The organism is Pseudomonas sp. PsB (assembly GCF_043658375.1).
Lineage (GTDB): Bacteria > Pseudomonadota > Gammaproteobacteria > Pseudomonadales > Pseudomonadaceae > Aquipseudomonas > Aquipseudomonas putida_Z.
Genome location: NZ_JBIGLU010000009.1, coordinates 52,120 through 69,704 on the forward strand (window position 1 = coordinate 52,120; position 17,585 = coordinate 69,704).

14 protein-coding genes are annotated in these 17,585 nt (G+C 65.3%); 10 read left to right on the forward strand and 4 right to left on the reverse strand.

Translation table 11 applies throughout. The annotated features are described in order from the left end of the window. Window positions 1-79: 79 nt before the first annotated feature. The 7 genes from ACGLHT_RS13585 to ACGLHT_RS13615 all read left to right on the forward strand — a co-directional run bounded on the left by ACGLHT_RS13585 (window position 80) and on the right by ACGLHT_RS13615 (window position 8,211). Window positions 80-1,135, forward strand: coding sequence for an ATP-NAD kinase family protein (locus tag ACGLHT_RS13585; protein WP_274120388.1), 1,056 nt, complete (start codon window positions 80-82; stop codon window positions 1,133-1,135). A gap of 22 nt (window positions 1,136-1,157) precedes the next feature. After that, on the forward strand, window positions 1,158-2,135 hold the full coding sequence (locus ACGLHT_RS13590) for a thiamine pyrophosphate-dependent dehydrogenase E1 component subunit alpha (protein ID WP_025337559.1): 978 nt from the start codon (window positions 1,158-1,160) through the stop codon (window positions 2,133-2,135). Between the two features lie 33 nt (window positions 2,136-2,168). Beyond that, the gene (locus tag ACGLHT_RS13595; protein WP_085693246.1) at window positions 2,169-3,191 is read left to right on the forward strand and encodes an alpha-ketoacid dehydrogenase subunit beta; all 1,023 of its coding nucleotides are present in this window, start codon (window positions 2,169-2,171) and stop codon (window positions 3,189-3,191) included. Continuing rightward, entirely contained in the window at window positions 3,188-4,294 is a 1,107-nt protein-coding gene (locus ACGLHT_RS13600; RefSeq protein ID WP_274120389.1) for an acetoin dehydrogenase dihydrolipoyllysine-residue acetyltransferase subunit, read from the forward strand. Before ACGLHT_RS13595 ends, ACGLHT_RS13600 begins: the two co-directional genes overlap by 4 nt. A gap of 52 nt (window positions 4,295-4,346) precedes the next feature. After that, window positions 4,347-5,411, forward strand: a complete 1,065-nt coding sequence (locus ACGLHT_RS13605) for a 2,3-butanediol dehydrogenase (RefSeq protein WP_230386520.1) — start codon at window positions 4,347-4,349, stop codon at window positions 5,409-5,411. Between the two features lie 394 nt (window positions 5,412-5,805). Then, complete coding sequence (locus ACGLHT_RS13610; RefSeq protein ID WP_274078657.1) at window positions 5,806-7,539, forward strand: C13 family peptidase; 1,734 nt, start codon at window positions 5,806-5,808, stop codon at window positions 7,537-7,539. Between the two features lie 27 nt (window positions 7,540-7,566). Beyond that, on the forward strand, window positions 7,567-8,211 hold the full coding sequence (locus tag ACGLHT_RS13615) for an oxidoreductase (RefSeq protein WP_085591948.1): 645 nt from the start codon (window positions 7,567-7,569) through the stop codon (window positions 8,209-8,211). A gap of 159 nt (window positions 8,212-8,370) precedes the next feature. Here ACGLHT_RS13615 and ACGLHT_RS13620 read toward each other — a convergent pair whose 3' ends face one another. The 4 genes from ACGLHT_RS13620 to ACGLHT_RS13635 all read right to left on the reverse strand — a co-directional run bounded on the left by ACGLHT_RS13620 (window position 8,371) and on the right by ACGLHT_RS13635 (window position 12,685). Then, window positions 8,371-8,658, reverse strand: coding sequence for a YceK/YidQ family lipoprotein (locus ACGLHT_RS13620; RefSeq protein ID WP_274120390.1), 288 nt, complete (start codon window positions 8,656-8,658; stop codon window positions 8,371-8,373). Further along, the gene (gene ubiX / locus ACGLHT_RS13625) at window positions 8,655-9,284 is read right to left on the reverse strand and encodes a flavin prenyltransferase UbiX (protein ID WP_013970698.1); all 630 of its coding nucleotides are present in this window, start codon (window positions 9,282-9,284) and stop codon (window positions 8,655-8,657) included. Before ubiX ends, ACGLHT_RS13620 begins: the two co-directional genes overlap by 4 nt. After that, window positions 9,281-10,630, reverse strand: a complete 1,350-nt coding sequence (gene mpl, locus ACGLHT_RS13630; protein ID WP_075044477.1) for a UDP-N-acetylmuramate:L-alanyl-gamma-D-glutamyl-meso-diaminopimelate ligase — start codon at window positions 10,628-10,630, stop codon at window positions 9,281-9,283. The genes ubiX and mpl overlap by 4 nt, the downstream gene beginning before the upstream one ends. A 66-nt stretch (window positions 10,631-10,696) precedes the next feature. Beyond that, window positions 10,697-12,685 carry a sigma-54-dependent Fis family transcriptional regulator gene (locus tag ACGLHT_RS13635; RefSeq protein WP_137162898.1) on the reverse strand — a complete coding sequence of 663 codons (1,989 nt, stop codon included), beginning with the start codon at window positions 12,683-12,685 and terminating at the stop codon, window positions 10,697-10,699. Between the two features lie 255 nt (window positions 12,686-12,940). Here ACGLHT_RS13635 and ACGLHT_RS13640 point away from each other — a divergent pair, with 255 nt between their 5' ends. The 3 genes from ACGLHT_RS13640 (at window position 12,941) to ACGLHT_RS13650 (ending at window position 17,577) form a co-directional block, all read left to right on the forward strand. After that, window positions 12,941-14,461 (forward strand): aldehyde dehydrogenase family protein, encoded by a 1,521-nt coding sequence (locus ACGLHT_RS13640; RefSeq protein ID WP_025337551.1) that lies wholly within the window; start codon window positions 12,941-12,943, stop codon window positions 14,459-14,461. A gap of 226 nt (window positions 14,462-14,687) precedes the next feature. After that, the gene (gene eat, locus ACGLHT_RS13645; RefSeq protein ID WP_025337550.1) at window positions 14,688-16,136 is read left to right on the forward strand and encodes an ethanolamine permease; all 1,449 of its coding nucleotides are present in this window, start codon (window positions 14,688-14,690) and stop codon (window positions 16,134-16,136) included. A gap of 46 nt (window positions 16,137-16,182) precedes the next feature. Beyond that, window positions 16,183-17,577, forward strand: coding sequence for an ethanolamine ammonia-lyase subunit EutB (locus ACGLHT_RS13650; RefSeq protein ID WP_025337549.1), 1,395 nt, complete (start codon window positions 16,183-16,185; stop codon window positions 17,575-17,577). The last annotated feature ends 8 nt before the right edge of the window (window positions 17,578-17,585 follow it).

Genomic DNA, 17,585 nt, shown 5'->3' on the forward strand with positions numbered 1-17,585 from the left:
TGCAGGCATTTCAGCCAATTCAAAAGAAGCTGGCACCGTGCTTGCTCCTGCCCTGACAAACAAGAATACGAGGTGCGCCATGCCGCTACCCGCCCCGACCGTCGGGATCATTGCCAACCCTGCCTCTGGCCGCGACCTGCGCCGCCTGACCGCCAACGCCGGGCTCTATTCGAGCACCGACAAGGCTTCGGCGATCCAGCGTCTGCTGGCCGCCTTCGGTGCCACCGGCATCGGCCAGGTGCTGCTGCCCAGTGACATGACCGGCATTGCCGCCGCCGTGCTCAAGGCCAGCCAGGGCCCGGTCGCCCGTGACCAGCACTGGCCGGCCATCGAAATACTCGACCTGCCGCTGACCCAGACCGTTGCCGATACCCGCCTGGCCACCCGCCGCATGGTCGAACGCGGTGTGGCGATGATCGCCGTGCTTGGCGGCGACGGCACCCACAAGGCAGTCGCTGCCGAGGCCGGTGACGTACCGCTGCTGACCTTGTCCACCGGCACCAACAATGCCTTCCCCGAACTGCGCGAGGCCACCAGCGCCGGCCTGGCCGGTGGCCTGCTTGCCAGCGGCCGGGTACCGGCCAGCATCGGCCTGCGCCGCAACAAGCGCCTGCTGGTTAAGGTGCCCGAACAACAGCTTGCCGAATGGGCCCTGGTGGAGGCGGCGGTGTCGCCCCAGCGCTTCATCGGCGCTCGGGCACTGAGCCGCAGCGAGGACCTTTGCGAAGTCTTCGCCTGTTTCGCCGAACCCCATGCCATTGGCCTCTCGGCCCTGTGCGGCCTGTGGTGCCCAGTCTCGCGCCAGGACCCGCACGGCGCCTGGGTACGCCTGAACCCCGGCGCCGAGCAGGCGCTGCTCGCGCCGCTGGCACCCGGCCTCCTGCAAGGCTGCGGCATCACCGCCAGCGGCCCGCTGACGCCCGGCGTAGCCCATCGCCTGAGCCTGGCCAGCGGCACCCTGGCATTGGACGGCGAGCGCGAAATCGAATTCGCCGAGCACGACACCCCAACCATCACCCTCGATCACCAAGGCCCGTTGAGCGTGGATGTCGAGGCCGTGCTGGCGCATGCCGCCCGCCATCACCTGCTGGCCGTACCGCGCGGCCACCGGTTGCACCCTGCAAACCCGTGTTGAGACAACCCTGGAGAACAACAAGATGTCCAATCAACTCAGTACCGAACAATTGCTGCATGCCTATGAAGTGATGCGCACCATCCGCGCCTTCGAAGAACGCCTGCACGTGGAGTTCGCCACCGGCGAGATCCCCGGCTTCGTCCACCTGTATGCCGGCGAAGAGGCTTCCGCGGCCGGGGTGATGGCCCACCTGCGCGACAGCGACTGCATCGCCTCGACCCACCGTGGCCATGGCCACTGCATCGCCAAGGGCGTGGATGTGTACGGCATGATGGCCGAAATCTACGGCAAGAAGACCGGCGTGTGCGGTGGCAAGGGCGGTTCGATGCATATCGCCGACCTGGAAAAAGGCATGCTCGGCGCCAACGGCATCGTCGGTGCCGGTGCACCGCTGGTAGCCGGGGCCGGGCTGGCTGCCAAGATCAAGGGCAACGACGATGTGTCGGTGGCCTTCTTCGGCGATGGCGCTTCCAACGAAGGCGCCGTGTTCGAAGCCATGAACATGGCCTCGATCATGAACCTGCCGTGCATCTTCGTGGCCGAGAACAACGGCTACGCCGAAGCCACCGCCTCGACCTGGTCGGTTGCCTGCGACCATATCGCCGACCGCGCGGCCGGGTTCGGCATGCCCGGTGTCACCATCGACGGTTTCGACTTCTTTGCCGTGTACGAGGCCGCCGGTGCTGCCATCGAACGCGCCCGCTCCGGGCAAGGCCCGTCGCTGATCGAGGTCAAGCTCAGCCGCTACTACGGCCATTTCGAAGGCGATGCACAAACCTACCGCGCCCCGGACGAAGTGAAGAACCTGCGCGAATCCCGCGACTGCCTCATGCAGTTCCGCAACAAGACCACCCGCGCCGGCCTGCTCACGGCTGCGCAACTGGACGCCATCGACGCCCGCGTCGAGGACCTGATCGAAGACGCCGTGCGCCGCGCCAAGTCCGATCCCAAGCCACAGCCCGCCGACCTGCTCACCGACGTCTACGTCGCCTACCCCTGAGCCGCGGATTACAAGAACAACAGGAGAATCACCATGGCAAGAAAGATCAGCTACCAGCAGGCCATCAACGAAGCCCTGGCCCAGGAAATGCGCCGCGACAACACGGTGTTCATCATTGGCGAAGACGTTGCCGGCGGCGCCGGTGCCCCCGGCGAGGATGACGCCTGGGGTGGCGTGCTGGGCGTGACCAAGGGCCTTTACCACCAGTTCCCGGGGCGCGTGCTCGACGCGCCGCTGTCGGAAATCGGCTACGTCGGCGCCGCCGTCGGTGCTGCCACCCAGGGCCTGCGCCCGGTGTGCGAGCTTATGTTCGTCGACTTCGCCGGCTGCTGCCTGGACCAGATCCTCAACCAGGCCGCCAAGTTCCGCTACATGTTCGGCGGCAAGGCGGTCACCCCGCTGGTGATGCGCACCATGTACGGCGCCGGCCTGCGCGCGGCGGCCCAGCACTCGCAGATGCTCACCTCGCTGTGGACGCACATTCCCGGCCTGAAGGTGGTCTGCCCGTCCTCGCCGTACGATGCCAAGGGCCTGTTGATACAGGCGATCCGCGACAACGACCCGGTGATCTTCTGCGAGCACAAGCTGCTGTACAGCATGCAAGGCGAGGTGCCGGAAGAGGTCTACACCGTGCCGTTCGGCGAAGCCAACTTCCTGCGCGATGGTGACGACGTGACCCTGGTCACCTATGGCCGCATGGTGCATGTGGCGCTGGAAGCAGCCAACAACCTGGCCCGCCAGGGTATCGACTGCGAGGTGCTGGACCTGCGCACCACCAGCCCGCTGGACGAGGACAGCATCCTGGAAAGCGTGGAAAAGACCGGCCGCCTGGTGGTGATCGACGAAGCCAACCCGCGTTGCTCCATGGCCACCGACATCAGCGCGCTGGTGGCACAGAAGGCCTTCGGCGCGCTCAGGGGCCCGATCGAAATGGTCACCGCCCCGCATACTCCCGTGCCGTTCTCCGATGCCCTGGAAGACCTGTACATCCCTGACGCGGCGAAGATCGAGGCTGCGGTACGCAAAGTGATCGAAGCCGCAAGGAGTGCCGCATGAGCCAGATCCATACCCTGACCATGCCCAAGTGGGGCCTGTCGATGACCGAGGGCCGGGTGGACACCTGGCTGAAACAGGAAGGTGACGAAATCAACAAGGGCGACGAGGTGCTGGACGTCGAGACCGACAAGATCAGCAGCAGCGTCGAAGCCCCGTTCAGCGGAGTGTTGCGCCGCCAGGTGGCCAAACCGGATGAAACCCTGCCGGTCGGTGCCCTGCTGGCGGTGGTGGTGGAAGGCGAAGCCGAAGAAGCTGAAATCGATGCCGTGGTGCAGCGCTTCCAGGCCGAGTTCGTCGCCGAGGGTGGCGCCGACCAGGCCCAGGGGCCGGCCCCGCAGAAGGCGCAAGTGGGGGGCCGCCTGCTGCGCTGGTTCGAGCTGGGCGAAGGCGGCACGCCACTGGTGTTGGTGCACGGTTTTGGCGGCGACCTCAACAACTGGCTGTTCAACCACCCGGCGCTGGCTGCCGAGCGACGGGTGATCGCCCTCGACCTGCCGGGCCATGGCGAGTCGGCCAAGGCCCTGCAACGGGGCGACCTGGATGAGTTGAGCGAAACCGTGCTGGCCCTGCTCGACCACCTGGACATCGCCAAGGCCCACCTGGCCGGCCACTCCATGGGCGGCGCGGTCAGCCTGAACGTGGCGCGCCTGGCGCCGCAGCGGGTGGCCAGCCTGAGCCTGGTGGCCAGTGCCGGGCTGGGCGAGGCGATAAACGGGCAGTACCTGCAAGGCTTCGTCGCTGCCGCCAACCGCAATGCCCTCAAGCCGCAGATGGTGCAGCTGTTTGCCGACCCGGCACTGGTCACCCGGCAGATGCTGGAGGACATGCTCAAGTTCAAGCGCCTTGAAGGGGTGGACGACGCGTTGCGCCTGTTGGTATCCGCCATCGCCGACGGCGACCGGCAGCGCCACGACCTGCGCGGGGTACTGGGGCAGCACCCGGCCCTGGTGGTGTGGGGCGGCAAGGACGCGATCATCCCGGCCAGCCATGCCGAAGGGCTGGAGGCTGAAGTGCTGGTGCTGCCCGAGGCTGGGCACATGGTGCAGATGGAGGCGGCCGAACAGGTGAACCAGCAACTGCTCGCGTTCCTGCGCAAGCACTAAGCCCTTTCCGTGAGCCTGGAGAACAACAATGAATGACCTGAGCCACACCCACATGCGTGCCGCCGTCTGGCATGGCCGCAATGATATTCGCGTCGAACAGGTGCCCCTGCCGGCCGACCCTGCGCCCGGCTGGGTACAGATCAAGGTGGACTGGTGCGGCATCTGCGGCTCCGACCTGCACGAATACGTCGCCGGCCCGGTATTCATCCCGGTGGAGGCACCACACCCGCTGACCGGCATCCAGGGCCAGTGCATCCTCGGCCACGAGTTCTGCGGCCAGATCGCCAAGCTGGGTGAAGGCGTGGAAGGTTTTGCCGTCGGTGACCCGGTGGCTGCGGACGCCTGCCAGCATTGCGGCACCTGCTACTACTGCACCCACGGCCTGTACAACATCTGCGAGCGCCTGGCCTTCACCGGCCTGATGAACAACGGCGCCTTTGCCGAACTGGTCAACGTGCCCGCCAACCTGCTGTACCGGCTGCCGCAGGGTTTCCCGGCAGAGGCCGGGGCGCTGATCGAACCGCTGGCGGTGGGCATGCATGCGGTAAAGAAGGCCGGTAGCCTGCTTGGCCAGACGGTGGTGGTGGTCGGCGCCGGCACCATCGGCCTGTGCACCATCATGTGTGCCAAGGCGGCAGGCGCGGCGCAGGTGATCGCCCTGGAAATGTCCTCGGCACGCAAGGCCAAGGCCAAAGAGGTTGGCGCCAGCGTGGTGCTGGACCCAAGCCAGTGCGACGCCCTGGCGGAAATCCGCAAGCTGACTGCCGGGCTGGGGGCGGATGTGAGTTTTGAATGCATCGGCAACAAGCACACGGCCAAGCTGGCCATCGACACCATCCGCAAGGCGGGCAAGTGCGTATTGGTGGGGATATTCGAGGAGCCTAGCGAGTTCAACTTCTTCGAACTGGTGTCCACCGAAAAGCAGGTGCTGGGAGCGTTGGCGTACAACGGCGAGTTTGCCGATGTGATTGCCTTCATCGCTGACGGCAGGCTGGACATTCGCCCGCTGGTGACCGGGCGGATCGGGCTGGAGCAGATTGTCGAGCTGGGCTTCGAGGAGTTGGTCAACAACAAGGAGGAGAACGTGAAGATCATCGTTTCGCCGGGCGTGCGCTGATTGCACCTCAAAGGCAACACGGAACCTGTGGGAGCGGGCGTGCCCGCGAAACAGGCAACTCGGTGGATGGCACCGGCTTCGCCGGTGTTCGCGGGCACGCCCGCTCCCACAGGGATCGCGCCAGCTTTTTGAAATTGAGCAAGACAGTTGCTCTCACAGGTATTACGCAAAGTTGAAAGTCCCCGCGGAACCTGTGGGAGCGGGCGTGCCCGCGAATCAGGCAGCTCGGTGGATGGCACCGGCTCCGCCGGTGTTCGCGGGCACGCCCGCTCCCACAGGTTCCGTGCCAGCTTTGGATGCAGTGCAGGCTCGAGAGCTGCGCCAGCACATGCCTTCGCTGTTTCAGGATCCCATTCTGCGTCATACTCGGCAGACCTATTGCCCGGTTCTCGCCATGCGTTCACTGCTCCCCGTCACCCTGGTCCTGCTGCTCGCCGCCTGCGGCGATGGCGAATCGCTGCTCCCGCCGGACGCGCGCCTGCCTGACGGTGGGCGGTACCGGGGGCAGGTGGTCGATGGCCTGCTGCAAGGCGAGGGACGGATCGACTACCCCAACGGCAGCTGGTACGCCGGTACCTTCAAGGACGGCCAATGGCACGGCCAGGGCGAATGGCACGGCCGCAACGGCGAGGTCTACCGCGGCCAGTTCGCCGCAGGGCTGTTCCAGGGGCTAGGTGAGCTGAACACCCCGGGCAGCCACTATGCCGGCACCTTCAGCCACGGCCGCCGCGACGGCGAAGGCACCCTCAAGCAAGCCGACCAGACCTACCGCGGCCAGTTCAAGGACGACCTGTACGAAGGCGCCGGCGAGCTGGAACTGGCCGACGGCAGCCGCTATCAGGGCCTGTTCGCCAAGGGCAAGCCCAACGGTGCCGGGGTGCGCAGCGATGCCAGCGGCAACCAGTTCAGCGGCCACTTCATCAACGGCCAGCTGGAAGGCAGCGGCACCTACGAGAGCGTCGACGGCGAGCAGTACATCGGTGAGTTCAAGGACAACCGCCTGGAAGGCCGTGGCCGCTACGAAAATGCCGATGGTGATGTGTGGATCGGCGAATTCAAGGACGGCTCGCTGGTCGGCGAAGGCGAACTGCTGGGCAGCGATGGCAGCCACTACAAGGGCACCTTTGCCGACTGGCGCTTGTCGGGCCGGGGCAGCCTGCAACTGGCTGACGGCAGCAAATACATCGGCGGCTTCCTCAACGATGCCTACCACGGCCAGGGCCGGCTGATCCTGGCCAACGGCAAGGTCGAAAGCGGCACCTGGAGCAACGGCGTGCGCGTACGCGACCAGAACGGCAAACTGTTGCCCGACCCGCTGGACCTGGCGCTGCTCAACCAGGGCCGTTTGCTGGACGAAGCGCTGGCCCGGGTACCGCGCTCGGCGCCAGCAGTCCAGCTGTACAGCCTGGTGGTGGGCGGCGATGGCCAGCAGAGCGTGTTCATGCGCGAAGCCGACTACGTCAGCAACATGCTCAAGGTGCGCTTTGGCGCCCGTGGCCAGGTGACCTTGGTCAACCACCGCGATCACATGACCACCCGCCCCATGGCCACGCGTGAAAACCTTACCCGCGCCGCCCGCACCCTGGCCGAGCGCAGCGGCCCCGAAGACCTGGTGTTCATCTACCTCACCAGCCATGGCAGCCACGACCACCAGCTGGTGTTCGACCAACCGCGCCTGCAGCTGGCCGACCTGTCCGCCGACGAACTCGCCAGCGCCCTGGCACCGCTGAAGGACCGCGACAAGGTCATTGTCATATCCGCGTGCTATTCAGGGGGCTATATCGCCCCGCTCAAGGATGAGCGCACGCTGATCATGACCGCCGCCCGGGCCGACCGCGTGTCCTTCGGTTGCTCGGAAGAAGCCGATTTCACCTACTTCGGCGATGCCCTGTTCGCCGAAGCGCTGAACCAGACCGACGACCTGAAACAGGCGTTTGAACTGGCGCGCGCCAGCGTTGCCGAAAGAGAACAAAGGGAAGGTTTCGAGGCCTCCGAACCGCAGCTGTGGGCGCCGCCGAATGTGCTTGAGCACTGGCAGCACCTGCGCCGCCAACAGGCCGAAGAAGCATTGCGTAACGCCGCACAGGCCAACGTGGGGGAACAGGCGCAAACGCCCGGCAACCACTAAGCTTGTGTGTAACAAGGGAGAGACATCATGTATTTGACGCCTCAGCATGTCCTGCTTGCCGGTGCCACGGGTCTGACAGGTGAACACCTGCTCGACCGCCTGCTCAACGAGCCCACCATCACCCGCGTACTGGCGCCAACCCGCCGGCCACTGGCCGAGCACCCGCACCTGGAAAACCCGGTAGGCGACCCGGCGGTGTTCCTTCCACAGCTGGCCGGGCGGGTCGATATCGCCTACTGCTGCCTGGGCACCACGCTGAAGCAGGCCGGTTCCGAGTCGGCCTTCCGCGCGGTGGACCTGGACATGGTGGTGGCGTTCAGCAAGCGCGCCCGGGAGTTGGGCGCACGGCATCTGCTGGTGGTCAGTGCGTTGGGCGCCGACCCGAAATCGTCGGTTTTCTACAACCGGGTCAAAGGCGAGATGGAAGAGGCACTCAAGGCCCAGGATTGGCCGCAGCTGACCATCGTGCGGCCATCGTTGCTGCTGGGCGAGCGGGTCCAGCCGCGGCTCGGCGAACAGTTGGCTTCGCCGTTTGCCAAGCTGATACCCGGGAAGTATCGGGGGATCGAGGCTTGTACCTTGGCCCGGGCGCTGTGGCGGCTGGCGCTGGAGGAAGAGGACGGTGTGCGGATTGTGGAGTCGGATGAGTTGCGCAGGTTGGGCAAGAAATAATCGACCTGGACCTGCGCAGTACTACTTGTAGGAGCGGCCTTGTGTCGCGAAAGGGCCGCACAGCGGCCCCCGGATTTTAGTGTTAGCGCAACAATTGCTGGGGCCGCTTCGCGGCCCTTTCGCGACACAAGGCCGCTCCTACAAAGGTTCGCGATCTGTTCAGAGGCCGCCGGTGGCCTGGAAGCCTACACCGGCTGCCGTGAGCAGCGACAACGGCAGCAACAAGGTATCCAGCAACATGCTCCCCGGCAGGTCCAGCCCGGGATACGCCGGCGCATCAGCCCCGTAATGATCCCGCGGGCAGCACCCGCCATTGATCACATACAAGTCCAACCGGGTACCGGCATACACCACCGGTGCCCCGGGCTTGTTGGCATCCAGCGTGCGCACCGTGGCGCAGCCACCAAGCAGCACCAGCGTCAGCGAACCCGCCAGCGCTCGCTTCAATCATCCACCCCGAAGTGGTGCTCACCCCAGCGCGGCAACATGTCCTGGGGAATGTTCAGCAGATTGAGAATGCGCGCCACCACGAAGTCGACCAGGTCGTCGATGGTCTGCGGCTGGTGATAAAAGCCCGGCGCCGCCGGCAGGATCACCGCGCCCATCTGCGACAGCTTGAGCATGTTCTCCAGGTGGATGGTGGAGAACGGCGCCTCGCGCGGCACCAGGATCAGCTGGCGACGCTCCTTGAGAGTAACGTCGGCAGCACGTTCGATCAGGTTGTTGCAGGCACCGGTGGCAATCGCCGACAGCGTGCCGGTGGAACAGGGCACCACGACCATTGCCGCCGGGGCGCCGGAGCCCGAGGCCACCGGCGACATCCAGTCTTCCTTGCCATACACGCGAATCTGCCCGTCGGCAGCGCCGGTATATTCAGTGAGGAAGGCCTGCATCGCCTGTGGCTTGGCCGGCAGCACCACGTCCGTCTCGGTAGCCATCACCAGTTGCGCGGCCTTGGAGATCAGGAAGTGCACCTCGCGGTCCTCACGCACCAGGCAGTCGAGCAGGCGCAGGCCATACTGGGCGCCAGAGGCGCCCGTCATGGCCAGGGTGATGCGTTCCGGCCCGCTCACTTCAGTGCCTCGGCCAGCTTGCCGTGCAGGCCGCCGAAGCCGCCGTTGCTCATGATCACCACATGGGTGCCTGGGCGAGCCTGGCCCTTGACCCGCTCGATGATCGCTTCGAGGCTGTCGGCCACCACGCTGGGCACTTTGCATTGCGCGGCGGTTGCAGCCAGGTCCCAGCCAAGGTTGGCCGGGGCGTACCAGATCACCTGGTCGGCGTCGTTGACGCTTTCCGGCAGGCCGTCACGGTGGGCACCGAGCTTCATCGAGTTGGAGCGCGGCTCGATTACGGCGATCACCGGGGCCTCGCCGACGCGCTTGCGCAGGCCGTCGAGGGTGGTGGCGATGGCGGTCGGGTGGTGGGCGAAGTCATCGTAGATGGTCACGCCCTGCACTTCGGCAACCTTCTCCATGCGCCGCTTGACGCTCTTGAAGGCGCTCAGGCCTTCGATGCCCATGGCTGGCACCACGCCTACATGGCGCGCCGCTGCCAGGGTAGCCAGGGCGTTGGCGACGTTGTGCTGGCCAGTCAGCGCCCAGTCCACCACGCCCTGCGCTTCGCCGTCGAACAGCACTTCGAAGCGCGAGCCGTCGGGGCTGAGCAGACGGGCTTGCCACTGGCCACCTTCACCGGTGGTCTGCACCGGGGTCCAGCAACCCATGCCGATCACCCGTTCCAGCGCCAGCTCGGTGGTGGGGTGGATGACCAGGCCTTCGCTGGGGATAGTGCGCACCAGGTGGTGGAACTGCCGCTCGATCGAGGCCAGATCGGGGAAAATGTCCGCATGGTCGAACTCAAGGTTGTTGAGAATCGCCGTGCGCGGGTGGTAGTGGACGAACTTCGAGCGCTTGTCGAAGAAGGCGCTGTCGTACTCGTCGGCTTCGACCACGAAGAACGGCGTATCGCCCAGGCGCGCCGATACCGAGAAGTTCTGTGGCACACCGCCAATCAGGAAGCCCGGGCTCATGCCGGCATGTTCCAGCACCCAGGCCAGCATGCTGCTGGTCGTGGTCTTGCCGTGGGTACCGGCAACGGCCAGCACCCAGCGGCCCTGCAACACGTGGTCGGCCAGCCACTGCGGGCCGGAAACATAGGGCAGGCCCTTGTTCAGCACGTACTCCACCGCCGGGTTGCCACGCGACATGGCGTTGCCGATGACCACCAGGTCTGGCGCCGGGTCCAGCTGGGCCGGGTCATAGCCTTGGGTCAGCTCGATGCCCTGGGCTTCGAGCTGGGTGCTCATCGGGGGATAGACGTTGGCGTCCGAGCCGGTGACGCGGTGGCCAAGTTCCTTGGCCAGCACCGCCAGCGAGCCCATGAAAGTGCCGCAAATACCGAGAATGTGAATATGCATGGTCGACCTCGCAAAACATCGAGGCAGGGTAGCCCAGGGCGCGACAAATCGCACCAGATGTTTCGCTCAGTCGGCCCTGGTGATGCCGTGTTTGCGCAGTTTTCGATACAAGGTATTGCGGCTGATGCCCAAGTGCTCGGCGACACGGGTGAGGTGCCAGTGTTTTGCCTCTAGCGTCTCCAACAATGCTTGCCGCTCCGCATCCTGTAGGAGCGGCCTTGTGTCGCGATCGGGCTGCGAAGCAGCCCCTGCAAATTGGTCGGCGCGGCTGGGACCCTGGGGCCGCTCTGCGGCCCTTTCGCGACATAAGGCCGCTCCTACAGGGACGGTGCCGTTGCGGAGAATGGCGGGGAGATCAGGGAACATGATCCGGGAGTCTTCGCAAAGTGCCACCAGGGTACGCAGCACGTTGCGCATCTGCCGCACGTTGCCCGGCCAGGCGAAGTCGAGCAGTGCCTGCCGCGCCCTGGGCTCGATATCGATCGGTTCTCCCTGCGCCTCCTGACGCAGCAGAAAGTCCAGCAACTGCGCCTTGTCACTGCGCTCGCGCACCGCAGGCAATGCCACTTCCAGGCCATTCAGCCGGTAATACAGGTCCTCGCGGAAACTGCCCTGCTCCACCCGTTCCAGCAGGTCACGGTGGGTAGCGCTGACAATGCGCACATCGACCGCCTGCGGCTCGCCACCGATCGGCACCACCTGGCGCTCCTCCAGCACGCGCAGCAGGCGGGTTTGCAGGGCCAGTGGCATGTCGCCAATCTCGTCCAGCAGCAAGGTGCCGCCATCGGCCTGCAGCAGCTTGCCGCGCATGCCTTCCTTGCGCGCACCGGTAAAGCTGCCGCCGCGGTAGCCGAACAGTTCGCTCTCGATCAGGCTCTCCGGGATCGAGGCGCAGTTGATGGCGACGAACGGCTTGCTGCGCCGCTCGCTGGCCTGGTGCACGGCCTGGGCAAAGGCCTCCTTGCCACAGCCGGTCTCGCCGCGCAGCAACAGCGGCACATCGCGCTCGAACACCCGCACGCTGCGGCGGAAGTCGTTCTGCAAGGCCGGGTCGAGCAGGCAGATAAGCGGTTCCACTTCCCGTGCGGGTCGCGGCTGGGCGGCCGGCACCGACCACACCGGTGCGCGCGCCTGGCCACGCAGGCTGGCGAACACCTGGCGCCCGTCCAGGGTATGCAGCGGCCAGGCCGTGCTGCCACCGGGCGTGGCGCGGCTGAACAGTTCGTCGTGGCTGCAAGCGAAAAAGCGTTCCAGCGGTTTGCCCAGCACGCCACCACGCACCGTGCCCAGCAGGTTCAGCGCGCTCTGGTTGGCGGCGCAGATGCGCCCGTCACCGTCGAACGCCAGCAGGCCTTCGCTGAACAGGCCGACCGACTCGGCTTGCAGGTGAAAACGCAGCAGCCATTGCTGTTCGAAATGGCGCAGGAAGTAGCAGCTTTCGATCATCTTCGCCGACAGGTTGACCAGGGCCATGGTGTGGAACTGGCTTTGCCGGGAAACGTCGGGCCGCGCCGAAGACACATCCAGCACTGCCAGCAGCTCGCCATGCGGGTCGAACACCGGGCTGGCCGAGCAGGTCAGGCCGGTGTGGCGACCACGGAAGTGCTCGTTCTGGTGAATGGTCAGCGCCTGGCGCTCGACCAGGCAGGTGCCGATGCCGTTGGTGCCCTCGCGCGCCTCGCTCCAGTCAGCGCCCAACCATAGGCCGGCGCGCTCGAAGCTGCGCCGCTCGGTCGGCGCGCTGACACAATTCAGGATCACCCCACGGGCATCGGTCAGCAGCACTGCATGGCCGGCCCCGGAAAGCTGCTGGTGCAGGCTGTTCATTTCATGGTCGGCAATCTGCAGCACCTGGCGCAGGCGCTCGCGGCTTTCCAGCAGGCGCCCATGCTCGAGCACCACCGGAGCCTCGATCACCGACGGGTCGAGGTGGTAGTCCTCCAGGCAGCGCAGCCAGGAGCGGGCGATGGACGGGTCACTGCCGCCCTCCCCGGCCCCACCATGGGCGACGGTATGGACTTGCTGGGCATGGCGACTGAAATGATTGCTCTGCATTGTTGTAGTTCTCCGCAGATAGAGAGTCCCGCCAGCATCCTCCACCCGGGAAGGCTTTGCAATGCACCCTCCGGTTACGTGTCGCAAATGGCACAAAGTGTCACCCCCGCGCGTACCGGCGCTGGCACAGCGACCGTGGGCCAGGCCCAAAGAACCGAGCCAAGTCATTGATTTGCCTGGTGCTCGAAACGCTGGCCCAACCTTTGCTCTACGCTTTCCAACTCCCTAACAAACACAATAGCCAGGAGACACACCATGCGTTACGCACATCCCGGTACCGAAGGCGCGAAGGTTTCCTTCAAGAGCCGCTACGGCAACTACATCGGTGGTGAGTTCGTTCCTCCGGTAAAGGGGCAGTACTTCGAAAATACCTCCCCGGTGAATGGCAAGCTGATCGCTGAATTCCCTCGCTCCACTGCCGAAGACATCGATAAAGCCCTGGATGCCGCCCACGCTGCGGCCGACGCCTGGGGCCGCACTTCAGTGCAGGACCGCTCCAACGTTCTGCTGAAGATCGCCGACCGTATCGAGCAGAACCTCGAACTGCTGGCAATCACCGAAACCTGGGACAACGGCAAGCCGATCCGCGAAACCCTCAATGCCGACATTCCGCTGGCGGTCGACCACTTTCGCTACTTCGCTGGCTGCATCCGCGCCCAGGAAGGCGGCGCCGCGGAAATCAACGAAGGCACCGTGGCCTACCACATCCACGAGCCGCTGGGCGTGGTCGGGCAGATCATCCCGTGGAACTTCCCGATCCTGATGGCCGCCTGGAAGCTTGCCCCGGCACTGGCCGCCGGCAACTGCGTGGTGCTCAAGCCGGCCGAACAGACCCCGCTGGGCATCACCGTGCTGCTGGAAGTGATCGGTGACCTGCTGCCAAAAGGCGTGCTCAACGTGGTGCAAGGCTTTGGCCGCGAAGCCGGTGAAGCACTGGCCACCAGCAAGCGCATCGCCAAGATCGCCTTCACCGGCTCGACCCCGGTCGGCTCGCACATCATGAAATGCGCCGCCGAGAACATCATCCCGTCCACCGTCGAACTGGGCGGCAAGTCGCCGAACGTGTATTTCGAAGACATCATGCAAGCCGAGCCAAGCTTCATCGAGAAGGCGGCCGAAGGCATGGTGCTGGCGTTCTTCAACCAGGGCGAGGTATGCACCTGCCCGTCACGGGCACTGGTACAGGAGTCGATCTACCCGCAGTTCATGGAAGTGGTGATGAAGAAGGTGCTGCAGATCAAGCGCGGCGACCCGCTGGACACCGACACCATGGTCGGCGCCCAGGCCTCGCAACAGCAGTTCGAGAAGATCCTGTCGTACCTCGACATCGCCCAGAAGGAAGGCGCCGAGTTGTTGACCGGCGGCAAGGTCGAGAAATTGGAAGGCTCGCTGGCCACCGGTTACTACATCCAGCCGACCCTGCTCAAGGGCAACAACAAGATGCGCGTGTTCCAGGAAGAAATCTTCGGCCCGGTGGTCAGCGTCACCACCTTCAAGGACGAAGCCGAAGCCCTGGCGATCGCCAACGACACCGAGTTCGGCCTGGGTGCCGGCGTGTGGACCCGCGACATCAACCGTGCCTACCGCATGGGCCGTGGGATCAAGGCTGGCCGCGTGTGGACCAACTGCTACCACCTGTACCCGGCGCATGCCGCGTTCGGTGGCTACAAGAAGTCGGGGGTCGGGCGTGAGACCCACAAGATGATGCTCGACCACTATCAGCAGACCAAGAACCTGCTGGTGAGCTACGACATCAATCCGTTGGGCTTCTTCTAAACCGCGTCGCGGCCTTCGCGGGCTCGCCCACTCTCACAGGTATTGCGCCGGTCTTGAAACTTGTGCAGTCCCTGTGGGAGCGGGCAAGCCCGCGAAGAGGCCAGGCCTGCATATACAAAACCCAGAGCGGTAACCGTGCACCAACCGCTCTGGCTCGCTTCCTGCAGTACCCATCACCATCGGCCCGGAACCCGTCCGGCCACCAAGAAAAACAACAGGTGAATCTATGCCAAGCGATCATTCCGCCGGCTCGCCGGCAGGCTCTTCCGTCGATTTCGAAAAAGTCGGCTCGGACTACTTCCAGCAACGTGAACTGAAAAAAGGCGCCGCCGGCTGGGTCCTGCTGGTCGGCCTGGGCGTGGCCTACGTCATCTCCGGCGACTATGCCGGCTGGAACTTCGGCCTGGCCCAGGGCGGCTGGGGCGGCATGTTCCTCGCCACCCTGCTGATGGCCACCATGTACCTGTGCATGTGCTTCTCGCTGGCCGAACTGTCGTCGATGATCCCCACCGCAGGCGGCGGCTACGGCTTTGCCCGCAGCGCATTCGGCCCCTGGGGCGGCTTCCTCACCGGGACGGCGATCCTCATCGAGTACGCCATCGCCCCCGCCGCCATCGCGGTGTTCATCGGCGCCTACTGCCAGTCACTGTTCGGCATCGGCGGCTGGATGATCTACCTGGCGTTCTACATCGTGTTCATCGGCATCCACATCTTTGGCGTGGGTGAGGCGTTGAAGCTGATGTTCATCATCACCGCCATCGCCGCCATCGCCCTGGCCGTGTTCCTGGTGAGCATGGTGCCCCATTTTGATGCAGCCAACCTGTTCGACATCGCCAAAACGGACGCCGTGGGCGCCAGCAGCTTCCTGCCGTTCGGCTATGTCGGCGTGTGGGCGGCCATCCCCTATGCCATCTGGTTCTTCCTCGCCGTAGAGGGCGTGCCGCTGGCTGCCGAAGAAACCAAGAACCCCAAGCGTGACCTGCCACGCGGCCTGATCGGCGCCATGCTGGTGCTGCTGGCCTTCGCCCTGCTGATCCTGGTGGTCGGCCCCGGCGGCGCAGGCTCCGAAGCACTGAAAGCGTCCGGCAACCCGCTGGTAGAGGCCTTGTCCAAAGCCTACGGCGGTAGCACCTGGATGGGCGGTTTCGTCAACCTGGTCGGCCTGGCCGGGCTGATCGCCAGCTTCTTCTCGATCATCTACGCCTACTCCCGGCAGATCTTCGCCCTGTCCCGCGCCGGCTACCTGCCGCGCAAGCTGTCGGAAACCAACAAGAGCAAGGCCCCGGTACTGGCCTTGGTCATCCCCGGGATCATCGGCTTTGCCCTGTCGCTGACCGGCCAGGGTGACCTGCTGATCCTGGTAGCGGTGTTCGGCGCTACCCTGTCGTACGTGCTGATGATGGCCGCGCACATCACCCTGCGCATCCGCCGGCCGAAGATGGAGCGCCCATACCGCACCCCCGGTGGCATCTTCACCTCGGGCCTGGCACTGGTACTGGCCTGCATCGCCGTGGTCGCCGGTTTCCTGGTCGACCCACGGGTGGTGATTGGCGCCGCAGTGATCTATGCGGTATTAATTGCCTACTTTGCTTTCTACAGCCGCCACCACCTGGTCGCGGGTACACCGGAAGAGGAATTCGCCGCGATCCAGAAGGCCGAAGAGGCCCTGCACTGATCGCCGCCACCCGCCGCGGGGCAACCCGCGGCTCTGGAGAGTCTGTATGGCAAGTTTCGTACACACGGTCGGCCACCTGGTCTACCGCTTCGACAGCCTCAAGGAAGTGATGGCCAAGGCCAGCCCCGCCCGCTCGGGGGACTACCTGGCGGGCGTCGCGGCCAGCAACGACGGCGAACGGGTCGCCGCACAAATGGCCCTGGCCAATATCCCGCTGACCCATTTCCTCAACGAAGCGCTGATCCCTTACGAAGATGATGAGGTAACACGCCTGATCATCGACACCCACGATGCCCAGGCCTTTGCCCCGGTCAGCCACCTGACCGTGGGTGGCCTGCGCGACTGGCTGCTGAGCGAAGAGGCCAACGAGGACAGCCTGCGCAACCTGGCACCCGGGCTGACGCCGGAAATGGCCGCCGCGGTGTCGAAGATCATGCGCGTGCAGGACCTGGTGCTGGTGGCACAGAAGATCCGCGTGGTCACCCGGTTCCGTGGCACCATGGGCCTGCGCGGGCGCCTGTCGACCCGGCTGCAGCCCAACCACCCCACCGACGAGCCAGCCGGCATCGCCGCCAGCATTCTCGACGGCCTGCTGTACGGTAACGGCGACGCCATGATCGGCATCAACCCGGCCACCGACAGCATCGCCTCGATCTGCGCCCTGCTGGAAATGCTCGACGCCATCATCCAGCGCTACGACATCCCCACCCAGGCCTGCGTGCTGACCCACGTCACCACCTCGATCGAGGCGATCAACCGTGGCGTGCCACTGGACCTGGTGTTCCAGTCCATCGCCGGCACCGAGGCGGCCAACGCCGGGTTCGGCATCAACCTGAACGTGCTGCAGGAAGGCTACGAAGCGGGCCTTTCGCTGAAACGCGGCACCCTCGGGCAGAACCTGATGTACTTCGAAACCGGCCAGGGCAGCGCGCTGTCGGCCAACGCCCACCACGGCGTCGACCAGCAGACCTGTGAAACCCGCGCCTATGCCGTGGCCCGCCACTTCAAGCCGTTTCTGGTCAACACCGTGGTCGGTTTCATCGGCCCGGAGTACCTGTACAACGGCAAGCAGATCATCCGCGCCGGCCTCGAAGACCACTTCTGCGGCAAGCTGCTGGGAGTGCCGATGGGTTGCGACATCTGCTACACCAACCACGCCGAGGCCGACCAGGACGACATGGACACCCTGCTGACCCTGCTGGGCGTGGCCGGGATCAACTTCATCATGGGCATCCCCGGCTCCGACGACATCATGCTCAACTACCAGACCACCTCGTTCCACGACGCGCTGTACGCGCGCCAGACCCTGGGCCTGAAGCCCGGGCCGGAATTCGAGGCATGGCTGGCCCGCACCGGCATCTTCACCCAGGCCGATGGCCGGGTGCGCTTTGGTGACAACCTGCCGCCGGCCTTCCGCCAGGCCTTGGCACAGCTTGCATAGGGATGACC